Origin of the sequence: Paremcibacter congregatus (assembly GCF_006385135.1) — a bacterium.
In the GTDB taxonomy this organism is placed as follows: Bacteria; Pseudomonadota; Alphaproteobacteria; order Sphingomonadales; family Emcibacteraceae; genus Paremcibacter; species Paremcibacter congregatus.
In genome coordinates this window covers 3,748,463-3,759,100 of record NZ_CP041025.1, presented here as the reverse complement: position 1 = coordinate 3,759,100, position 10,638 = coordinate 3,748,463, and the positions used below count along the sequence as shown (strand labels likewise).

Below are 10,638 nucleotides of genomic sequence, written 5' to 3'. Positions count from 1 at the left end.
ATTATTGTTCCACCACCGTGACCGTTTGATCCACGCGCACTTTTTGCAGGCCTTCGAGCACGACCCTTTCACCCGCGGCGATGCCGGAGGTGACGATCCAGTCATTGTCGATCACCTGTCCGACGGTGATGCGGCGCATCTCGACTTTGTTCTGATCAGTGATCACCAGCAGGAAATAACCGGTTCTGTCCTGCTGAATGGTGGATTGCGGAACGGTGATGGCGGGGGTTGGCGTCCGGCCGGTAATCTGGACATGGACAAATTGCCCGGGCAGGAGGATGCCATCCGGATTGGGGAAACGCGCCCGGACCAGCAGGGTATCTGTATTCTGGTTCACGCTGGTGTCGATATAGTCGAATTCGCCCTGATGGGCATATGTTGACCCGTCGGAAAGGATCAAGTCCGGCACCACGGGGGCATGGGTGACATCAATCCCGTCACGGCGGGCATCGATCATGTTCTTTTCACTGACCGCGACGGTAACATAGATCGGGTCGACGCTGGTGACAGTGGCGAGCGCGCCGTCTGACGCACTGACCAGATTGCCGACACTGAATTTTGTGCGGCTGATGCGGCCGCCGATCGGGCTTTTGATTTCAGTGTAACTCAGGTCCAGTTGCGCCTTGCGCAATGCGGCTTTCGCCTGCAGGGCCACGGCGCGGGTCTGGGCTTCGGTCGAGACGGCCTTGTCAAGCTGGGCTTGTGAGGCGGCGCCTTTCTTACGCAGTTCCTGATATCGTTTCAGGTCGGCTTTGGCGTTTTTATAGGAGGCTTCCGCCCCGATCAGGTCGGCCTGACGTTGATCAACCAGGATCTGGTACGGGGCCTGTTCAATAACAAACAGCAGGTCGCCCTGTTTGACCAGACTGCCTTCCCGGAAGGGGCGCTTCTCAAGGAACCCCTGGACCCGGGCGCGCAGATCCACCTTTTCCATGGCCTCCACCCGGCCGATCTGACGGATATTGAGGCCGACATCGCTGATTTTGGCCTTGGTGACCACGACCGAGGGCACCGGCTGGGAGCCTTGCTGGGCCTGAACCGGCGGGATCTGAAGCATCAGTGAAAAGAGAAGGGGGAAAATCAATCGAGCGGGGCGCAGGGTGACCATGGGACATGCTTTCTACTGGACGGAAGAGACGTCGCCAGCATACAAGCAGGTCGCCCGGGGATCAAATGCCTTTTCTATTTCCTTTTCACCGGTTTCGGCGCGGTGGCCTTGGCGATTTTCTCCAGCGCGTGAAAGGCCGGGGCGAAGGCGGGGCGTTTGATATAACGGCCCGTGCCCGGGGCGGTATGCAGCGCGCCCTGGCGGTACCGTATTTCACCGTTGCTGATCGTGTGCGACGGCAGACCCTTGACCTTCCGGCCCTCAAAGATATTGAAATCGACATTCTGGTGGTGGGTTTTGGCGGAGATGGTTTTCTCGGCCGCCGGGTCCCAGATCACGATATCGGCGTCGGCGCCGCTGCGGATCACGCCTTTGCGGGGATAGATATTGAAAATCCTGGCCGTGTTTGTGCTGGTGATGGCGACAAATTCTTCCATGGTCAATTTGCCCGTGCCCACCCCATAGGTCCAGAGGATGGCGAGGCGGTCTTCCACCCCGGCGGTGCCGTTGGGGATTTTGCTGAAATCGTCTTTCCCGGCGGCCTTTTGATTGGCGCAGAAACAGCAGTGATCGGTGGCGGTGGTCTGCAGGCTACCGTTTTGCAGGCCTTTCCACAGGGCGTCCTGATGATGCTTCTCCCGGAAGGGCGGTGACATGACATGGGCGGCGGCGGTGGCGAAATCGGGATCGCGGTAAACGCTCTCGTCAATCAGCAGATGACCGGCCAGGGCTTCGCCGTAGACCCGTTGTCCGCGGGCGCGGGCGACGGCGATCTCCTGCAGCGCATCCTCGGTCGAGACATGCACCAGATAGAGCGGCACCCCAATGACCTCAGCCAGACGAATGGCGCGATTGGCGGCCTCGCCCTCGGCGGCGGGGGGCCGGGACAGGGGGTGGGCTTCCGGCCCGGTCATGCCCATTTTTAGCAGCTTCTGTTGTAGCTGAAAGACCATCTCGCCATTTTCCGCATGCACGGTTGGCATCGCACCCAGTTCCAGCGCCCGGCTGAAGCTGTTGTACAAGGTTTCATCCTCGGCCATGATGGCGTTCTTATAGGCCATGAAATGTTTGAAACTGTTGACGCCTTCGTGCTCGACCAGGGTCTGCATGTCCTCATGGACGCTATCGTCCCACCAGGTGACGGCCACATGAAAGCTGTAATCACTGCAGGCTTTCTCGGCCCAGCCGCGCCAGGTGTCATAGGCCTCCATCAGGGATTGCTGCGGGCTGGGGATCACGAAATCGATGATCATGGTGGTACCGCCGGCAAGGCCCGCCGCCGTGCCTGTATAGAAATCTTCCGACGCCACCGTGCCCATGAAAGGCAGCTGCATATGGGTATGGGGATCGATGCCGCCGGGCATGACATATTGTCCGCCCGCGTCAATTATCTCGGCGTCGCTTGGTATGTCAAGGTCAAGTCCGACGGCTTTGATTATGCCGTCTTCGATATAGACATCGGCGCGTGCGCTGCAATCGGCGTTGACGACGGTGCCGCCACGGATCAGGATGGGCATGGTTATTCTCCTCCTTCAGGAATGTGAGAGGCCACGGCGGGGAGCACCCGTCCGCGGGAAAAGACGAGATAGAGGCAGCCGGCGACAAAGACGCCAACAAACCAGGCGTAATGATAGAGCGTGTCAAAGATCGGCGGAACGCTGTCTACAACCCCGGCGGCATGGAGAAAGCCCGGCAGGTTGGGCAGGATGCCGATAATCAGGGCGCTAAGGCCGGCCATATTCCATCCGCGCTGCGCGCCATATTGGCCGTCATGGCGGAACAGATCCTCAACGTTCAGGCGGCAATGGCGCAGCAGGAAATAGTCGGCAATCAGGATACCGGCGATGGGGCCGAGCAGGGCCGAATAGCCGATCAGCCAGGTGAAGAGATAGCCACCGGCGCTTTCCAGAAGCTTCCAGGGAAAAATCGCGATGCCGATCCCGGCGGTGATATAGCCGCCCATGCGGAAGCTGATCCTGCCGGGGCTGAGGTTGGAAAAGCCGTAGGCCGGAGCCACCACATTGGCGGCGAGGTTGGTGGTCAGGGTGGCGACGATCAGGGCCGCGAGGGCGAATACGACGCCCATACCGCCCATACGTCCGGCCAGCGCCACCGGGTCCCAGATGGCCTCGCCATATATGGTGACCGTGGCCGAGGTGACCGCGACGCCGATAAAGGCAAACAGCGCCATGGGCAGGGGCAGACCAATCATCTGACCGATGATCTGATCCTTCTGGCTTTTGGCGAACCGGGTGAAGTCGGGGATATTCAGCGCCATCGTGGCCCAATATCCGACCATGGCGGTGAGCCCGGCGATGAAGGTGATCAGAAATTTACCTTCTTTCGCGCCGCCCGGACCGAACTGGGACGGGGTCGACAGCATGGCGCCAAACCCCCCGGCGGTGACATAGGCCCAGCCCAGCAGGGCGAGCCCCATCGCGATCAGGAAGGGGGCGGCATAGGTCTCCAACCAGCGGATGGATTCAGTGCCGTTCTTGATGAAAAACAAATGCAGGGCCCAGAAGGCGAGGAAGCTTATTGTTTGGGTGATGTCAATCCCAAGGAAGGGCAGGGCCGCGCCCTGAAAGGCGTTGTCCGACAGGCCATTGAGGATGACATAGATCGCCGAGCCGCCAACCCAGGTCTGAATGCCGAACCAGCCGCAGGCCACCAGCCCGCGGGCTAGCGCCGGAATGCGCGCGCCTTTGGTGCCGAAGGCCGAGCGCAGCAGAACGGGGAAGGGGACGCCATATTTCGCCCCGGCGTGACCGATCAGGATCATGGGGGCGAGGACGATGATATTGCCGAACATGACGGTGAGCACCGCCTGATCCCAGGACATGCCTTCGGCGATCAGGCCGGCGGCCAGCATATAGGTAGGGACGCAGACCACCATGGCAACCCAGAGGGCGGCATAGGCTTTCCAGTCCCAGGTCCGCTGGGCCTCGGTCGTCGGGGCCAGATCGGCATTCCATAAATCCGGATCATATTTTGTCATGTTGTCCCTCTCCTTAGATCACTCTTGTCTCCGTCATTGCCACATCATCTCAATTGGTTACTCGCTCCGGGTCAGGACATCATAGGTATCGGGGCGGCGGTCGCGGAAGAATTGCCATTTGTTGCGCACATCCTTCACCATACCCATATCCATATCATGGATGATCAACTCATCCTGATCGCGGCTGGCTTCCTTTTCGATCTGGCCGCGCGGGTTGACGAAATAGCTTTGGCCGTAAAATTCACCGATGTCCCAGGGCTGTTCGCGCCCGACCCGGTTGATGGCCCCGATCCAGCAGCCATTGGCGGCGGCGGAGGCCGGTTGTTCCAGCTTCCAGAGATATTCCGACAGACCGGCGACCGTGGCCGACGGATTGACGATATATTCGGCGCCATTCAGCGCCAGCGCGCGCCAGCCTTCCGGGAAGTGACGATCATAACATATATAGACGCCGAGCTTGCAATATTGTGTCTGGAACATCGGCCAGTTGGACTTGCCGGGCTTGAAGAAGAATTTTTCCCAGAAGCCCGCGACCTGCGGGATATGGGTCTTGCGGTATTTCCCGAGGTAGCTGCCGTCGGCGTCTATCACGGCGGCGGTGTTATAATAAATGCCGGTGACGTCATCGCGCTCATAAATCGGCACGACAATGACCATTTTATATTTCGCGGCATAGGTTTGCATCAGCTTGGTGGTTGGGCCATTGGGGATCGGCTCGGCGCTGGCGTACCATTTCTCATCCTGGCTTGGGCAGAAATAAGGCTGGGTAAAAACCTCCTGGAAGCAGAGCACCTGCACGCCGGCCTCGCCCGCCTGTTCGATCAGGGGGATATGGGCCTCGATCATCGCCTGGCGGATGACCTCGGGGTCATTGTCGGTGTCGGCTTTCAGGGCCATCTGAATCAGGCCACCGCGTAAAGTCGCTGTTTTTGGTGATGTCATTTTGTTTCTCCCTATTTCATTCCATGGTTGGAAAATTAAATTCTGCCCCGGCGCGGATGCCGGTCGGCCAGCGTGAGGTCACGGTTTTTAGCCGGGTATAAAAGTGAATGGCTTCCGGGCCATAAATGCCGTGGCCGCCGAAGCTCGATTGTTTCCAGCCGCCAAAACTGTGATAGCCGACGGGCACAGGGATTGGCACATTGATGCCGACCATGCCGACCTGAATGCGGCGGGCGAAATCGCGGGCGGCGTCGCCGTCGCGGGTGAATAGCGCCGTGCCATTGCCATATTGATGTTTGTTGATCAGATCGACCGCATGGTCATAGCTCGGGGCGCGCAGGACCGACAGCACCGGGCCAAAGATCTCCTCGCGGTAAACCGTCATGTCTTCGGTGACCCGGTCGAGCAGAGTGCCCCCGACCCAGAAGCCACCCTCATAGCCCTGCAATTTATAGCCACGGCCATCGACCAGAACCTGAGCGCCTTCGGCTTCCCCGGCGCTGATCAGGCTTTCGATGCGTTCCTTGGCTTCGGCGGTGATCACCGGGCCCATTTCGGCCTCGGGATCGCTGGGCGGGCCGATATTCAGCGCGGCGACTTTCGGGGTGAGTTTCTCCACCAGGCGATCGGCCGTCTCCTCACCAACCGGCACCGCGACACTGATCGCCATGCAGCGTTCCCCTGCGGAGCCAAAACCGGCGCCCATCAAGGCGTCGACCGCCTGATCGAGATCGGCGTCAGGCAGGATGATCATGTGGTTTTTAGCGCCGCCAAGAGCCTGAACACGTTTGCCCGCGGCGCAGCCCCGGGTATAGATATAGCGGGCGATCGGGGTCGAGCCGACAAAGCTCACGGCTTGCACCACCGGATGATCAAGCAGCGCATCGACCGCCGCCTTGCCGCCGTGGACGATATTGAGTACGCCGTCGGGCAAGCCCGCTTCGCGCAGCAGATCAAAGATCAGATTGGCGCTTGACGGATCGCGCTCGGAAGGTTTGAGGACAAATGTATTGCCGCAGGCCAGCGCCATCGGGATCATCCACAAGGGCACCATGGAAGGAAAGTTGAAGGGCGTGATGCCGGCGACAACGCCCAGGGTCTGTCGTTCGGCGCAGCTGTCAATCCCGGGCCCCACATCGCGGCTGAAGTCGCCTTTGAGTTTGTCGGCAATGCCGCAGGCAAACTCGACCACTTCCAGCGCCCGGGTAACCTCGCCGAGGGCGTCATCATGGGTCTTGCCATGTTCGGCGCTGATGGTGCGGGCGATCTCGTCGGCGCGGGTCTGCATGATGCGGCGCAGATTGAACATGATGGCGGCGCGTTTGGCGGGCGGGGTGGCGGACCAGGCGGGGAAGGCGGCTTCGGCGGCGCGGACGGCGGCGTCGACTTCGCGGGTCTCGCCGAGGGCGACATGGCCGCTGACCTCGCCGGTGGCCGGATTATACACCGGCTGACGGAGCCCTGTGTCACCGGATGTTTCCTGGCCGTTAATGATATGGGAAATCAGGGTCATATTTGGTCTTTCAGTCGAGGGTCTTGATGATGTTGGTCAGGGTGTCGAAGATGAAATCAATCTGGCTTTTTTCGATGATCAGCGGCGGCGAGAGGGCAATGGTGTCGCCGGTGGTGCGGATCAGCAGCCCGGCCTCATAAGCCTTGAGAAAGGCGTCAAAGGCGCGTTTGGTTGGCTGACCCGGCAGCGGTTCGAGCTCGATCCCGGCGATCAGGCCCATATTGCGCAGATCGATCACATGGGGCAGATCGCGCAAACTATGCAGGGCCACCTGCCAATAGTCCGACAATTCACTCGCCCGAGTGAGCAGGCCTTCTTCTTCGTAGGTATCCAGCGCCCCGAGGGCGGCGGCGCAGGCCATGGGGTTGCCGGAATAGGTATAGCCGTGGAAGAATTCCACCATATTTTCCGGTCCCTGCATGAAGGCGTCGTAGATTTTATCCTGAACGAAGACCGCGCCCATGGGAATCACGCCATTGGTCAGGGCCTTGGCGGTGGTGACCATATCGGGCTCGACGCCGAATTTATCGACGGCGAAGGGTGCGCCGAGACGGCCGAAGCCGGTGATCACTTCGTCAAAAATCAACAGAATACCATGCTGGTCACAGATCTCGCGCAGGCGTTTGAGGTAGCCCACCGGCGGCAGGATGACCCCGGCGGACCCGGCCAAAGGCTCGACAATCACGGCGGCAATGGTCGAGGGATCATGGAGCTCGCATAATCGCTGTAGATCATCAGCGCGCTCCGCCCCATGAAGGGGCAACCCCTTGGAAAAACGGTTTTCCGCGATGCCATGGGTATGGCGCAGATGGTCCACGCCACTGACGAGGCTGCCGAACATCTTGCGGTTGGCGGGCATGCCGCCCACCGACATGCCGCCGAAATTGACCCCGTGATAGCCTTTTTCCCGGCCAATCAGGCGGGTGCGATGACCTTCGCCCCGGGCCCGGTGATAGGCGATGGCCATTTTCAGGGCGGTCTCGACAGATTCGGAACCGCTGTTGGTGAAAAATACCTTGTTGAGATCGCCGGGTATCAGTTGCGTCAGTCGATTGGCCAGCTCGAATTGCTTCGGGTGGCCCATCTGAAAGGCAGGGGCGTAATCCAGTTCCCCGACCTGCTGGCGGATTGCCTCGACAATGCGCGGCCGGTTATGTCCGGCGCTGCAGCACCAGAGCCCGGCGATGCCGTCGAGCAGGTCGCGCCCGTCGGAGGTCTTGAAATACATACCATCGGCCCCGACAATCATCCGGGGATGGGCCTTGAACTGGCGATTGCCGGTGAAGGGCATCCAGTAAGCATCCAGACTATTGGCGTTGACGGTCATGGCGGGCCTCCTTCTTTGGTTTATTCAGCAGCCTTTATCGGGTTTTTTGGATGGTCGGGCCAGGCGAGATAGGGCAGGTCATTTTCGACCGGCACCATAGCAATGCAATCGGGCACCGGACAGATCATGGCGCAGAGATTGCAGCCGACACATTCATCCTCGACCACCGTGAAGACACGGGTGCCATCGGCCTCCACATCAAAGCTGATCGCCTGATGAGAGGTATCCTCGCAGGCGATATAGCAGCGGCCGCATTCGATACAGCTGTCGGGGTCGATTACCGCCTTGGTGTCGAAATTCATGTCGAGCGCATTCCAGTCGACCGTGTTGCGGGTCGCCAGGCCCTTGAAATCAGTGATGCTCTGATAGCCCTTCTCGTCCATGAAATTGGACAGGCCGTCGATCATGTCGTCGACAATGCGGAAGCCATAGAGCATGGCGGCGGTACAGACCTGCAGACCGTCAGCCCCGAGGGCGATAAATTCCGCCGCATCGCGCCAGGTCTCAATGCCGCCAATGGCGGAAATTTGCAGGTTTTGTGTGTCGGCATTACGGGCGATCTCGGCCACCATATTAAGAGCGATGGGTTTGACCGCCGGGCCGCAATAGCCGCCGTGGCTGCCCTTGCCGCCGACCACCGGATTGGGGGCCATGACGTCAAGATCGACGGACACGATCGAATTGACCGTATTGATCAGGGATACGGCGTGTGCGCCGCCGCGCTTTGCCGCTTCCGCCGCCCAGAGGATATTGGTGATATTGGGGGTGAGCTTGGTAAAGACCGGCAGGTTGGTCGCTTCCCGCACCCAGCGGGTGGTTTCTTCGATCATCTCCGGCACCTGGCCGATGGAAGATCCCATGCCGCGTTCACACATGCCGTGGGGACAACCGAGGTTCAGCTCGATGCCATTGACGCCGGCGGCGGCGATCTTGATCGCCAGCTCTTTCCAGGAGGATTCCTCGACCTGGGCCATCATTGAGCCGATGATCACCCGGTCGGGCCATTCCTGGCGTACCTGGCGGATTTCAGCCAAATTCTGTTCCAGCGGGCGATCGGAAATCAGCTCAATGTTATTGATGCCGATCATGCTGCCTTTCTGGTCTTTATGCGCGCCGTAGCGGCTGGAGACATTGATCACCGGCGGGTCTTCACCGAGGGTCTTCCAGACCACGCCGCCCCAACCGGCTTCAAAGGCGCGCACCACATTGATATATTTGTCGGTCGGCGGGGCCGAGGCGAGCCAGAAAGGGTTGATGCTTTCAATTCCGGCGATGGTGCATTTCAAATCAGCCATGAGACGTCTCCTGGGCTGAGGCCAGCCAGAGGTTGATGGCGAGGGCCGCCTGTTTGCCGTCCTCAACCGCCTGAACGGTCAGGTCTTCCCCGCTCTTGATGCAATCGCCGCCGGCGAAAACGCCACTGCGGGAGGTTTGATAAAAGTTGGAGGAGACAAGTTTGCCGCTGGCGATATCGAGCCCGGATAAAGTCGTCTCGGACAGTTTTTGCCCGATGGCCTTCAGCAGGTGATCGCAGGGCAGATCAAAGGTCTCGCTGGTGCCGACGAGTTTGCCTTTTTCAAGGCGGGTGCCTTCCAGGGTAACGGCGGTGAGCTTGTCGGTGCCAATCAGGGCCTTGGGCTTCGTCCACAGCATGACATGAACATCATGCTTGCGGGCGAGATCCACTTCGAAATCGGTGGCCCCCATCTGGTCCGCGCCGCGTCGGTAGGCGAGGGTGACGCGTTTCGCGCCAAGCTTCTTGGCCTGGACCGCGGCGTCGATGGCCGTATTGCCGCCGCCGATCACCAGAATATCGTTGCCGAGCGGCACGGTGGCCGGATCATCGGCCTGGCGGATATTTTCAATAAACTGAATGGCGTCCTGAACCCCCGGAATGTCTTCGCCGTCAAGACCGAGGGCATTGGTCGCGCCCAGGCCGACCCCAAGGAAGACCGCGTCATATTGCGCCTGGAGATGATCGAGGGTGATATCACGGCCAAGAGCTTGCCCGTAGCGGATGTCGATGCCGCCGACGCCGAGCAGGAAGTCGACTTCCCGGGCGGCGAAATCATTGATCATCTTATAGGCGGCGAGGCCATATTCATTGAGCCCACCGGCTTTCGGGCGGGCCTCATAGACCGTGACCTGATGGCCGAGCAGGGCGGCGCGATGGGCGCAGGACAGGCCGGCGGGACCAGCGCCAACCACGGCGATATGTCGCCCGCTTTCGGGAGCGCGCAAGAAGGGATGCGGGCCATTCTGGTCCATCAGATGATCGGTGGCGTAGCGCTGCAACAGGCCGATCTCCACCGGATCGCTGTGATCGGTGTTATGAACACAGGCCTGTTCGCACAGAACCTCCGTCGGGCAGGCCCGGGCACAGGTACCGCCCATGATATTCTCGCTTAAAATCGTGCGCGCCGCGCCGTCGATATTGCCGGTCCCGATCTGATGAATGAACGTCGGGATGTCAATCGACGTGGGGCAGGCCTGAATACAGGGCGCCTCGTAACAATATAAACAGTGACTGGCCGCCGTGCGGGCCGTTAAGCCATTCAATGGCTTGTGTAGGTCGTCAAATGTCAGGCGACAGTTATGGTCTGTCTTTGCCGGAGTTTGAGCGACTTTACGAGCATGAGTTGTCATACGCGTCCTCCTATCCTGAAAAAATGGTATGTTTTTTTGACCATTTAGTCAAATTTTATTTTCGGGCAGAGTGAGAGGTACGCTTCTCAGATGGTATTATAGCT

Annotated in this window: 8 protein-coding genes; all 8 read right to left on the bottom strand. The window is 59.8% G+C overall.

The annotated features are described in order from the left end of the window. Position 1 precedes the first annotated feature (1 nt). The 8 genes from FIV45_RS16575 to FIV45_RS16540 all read right to left on the bottom strand — a co-directional run bounded on the left by FIV45_RS16575 (position 2) and on the right by FIV45_RS16540 (position 10,534). Positions 2–1,108, bottom strand: a complete 1,107-nt coding sequence (locus tag FIV45_RS16575) for an efflux RND transporter periplasmic adaptor subunit (RefSeq protein ID WP_099473609.1) — start codon at positions 1,106–1,108, stop codon at positions 2–4. 74 nt (positions 1,109–1,182) lie between these two features. Further along, positions 1,183–2,625, bottom strand: a complete 1,443-nt coding sequence (gene hydA / locus FIV45_RS16570; protein ID WP_099473607.1) for a dihydropyrimidinase — start codon at positions 2,623–2,625, stop codon at positions 1,183–1,185. Positions 2,626–2,627: 2 nt separating this feature from the next. After that, complete coding sequence (locus FIV45_RS16565) at positions 2,628–4,106, bottom strand: NCS1 family nucleobase:cation symporter-1 (RefSeq protein WP_099473604.1); 1,479 nt, start codon at positions 4,104–4,106, stop codon at positions 2,628–2,630. A 57-nt stretch (positions 4,107–4,163) separates the two neighbouring features. Then, positions 4,164–5,048: a nitrilase-related carbon-nitrogen hydrolase gene (locus FIV45_RS16560; RefSeq protein ID WP_099473603.1), complete on the bottom strand. Its 885-nt coding sequence runs from the start codon at positions 5,046–5,048 to the stop codon at positions 4,164–4,166. 16 nt (positions 5,049–5,064) lie between these two features. Then, positions 5,065–6,561: a CoA-acylating methylmalonate-semialdehyde dehydrogenase gene (locus tag FIV45_RS16555; protein ID WP_099473600.1), complete on the bottom strand. Its 1,497-nt coding sequence runs from the start codon at positions 6,559–6,561 to the stop codon at positions 5,065–5,067. 10 nt (positions 6,562–6,571) lie between these two features. After that, a complete protein-coding gene (gene aptA / locus FIV45_RS16550) occupies positions 6,572–7,888 on the bottom strand; it encodes an omega-aminotransferase AptA (protein ID WP_099473598.1) in 1,317 nt (438 codons plus the stop codon). A 20-nt stretch (positions 7,889–7,908) separates the two neighbouring features. Beyond that, complete coding sequence (preA, locus tag FIV45_RS16545; RefSeq protein ID WP_099473596.1) at positions 7,909–9,183, bottom strand: NAD-dependent dihydropyrimidine dehydrogenase subunit PreA; 1,275 nt, start codon at positions 9,181–9,183, stop codon at positions 7,909–7,911. Further along, positions 9,176–10,534 (bottom strand): NAD(P)-dependent oxidoreductase, encoded by a 1,359-nt coding sequence (locus tag FIV45_RS16540; protein WP_099473594.1) that lies wholly within the window; start codon positions 10,532–10,534, stop codon positions 9,176–9,178. The genes preA and FIV45_RS16540 overlap by 8 nt, the downstream gene beginning before the upstream one ends. Between the last annotated feature and the right edge of the window lie 104 nt (positions 10,535–10,638).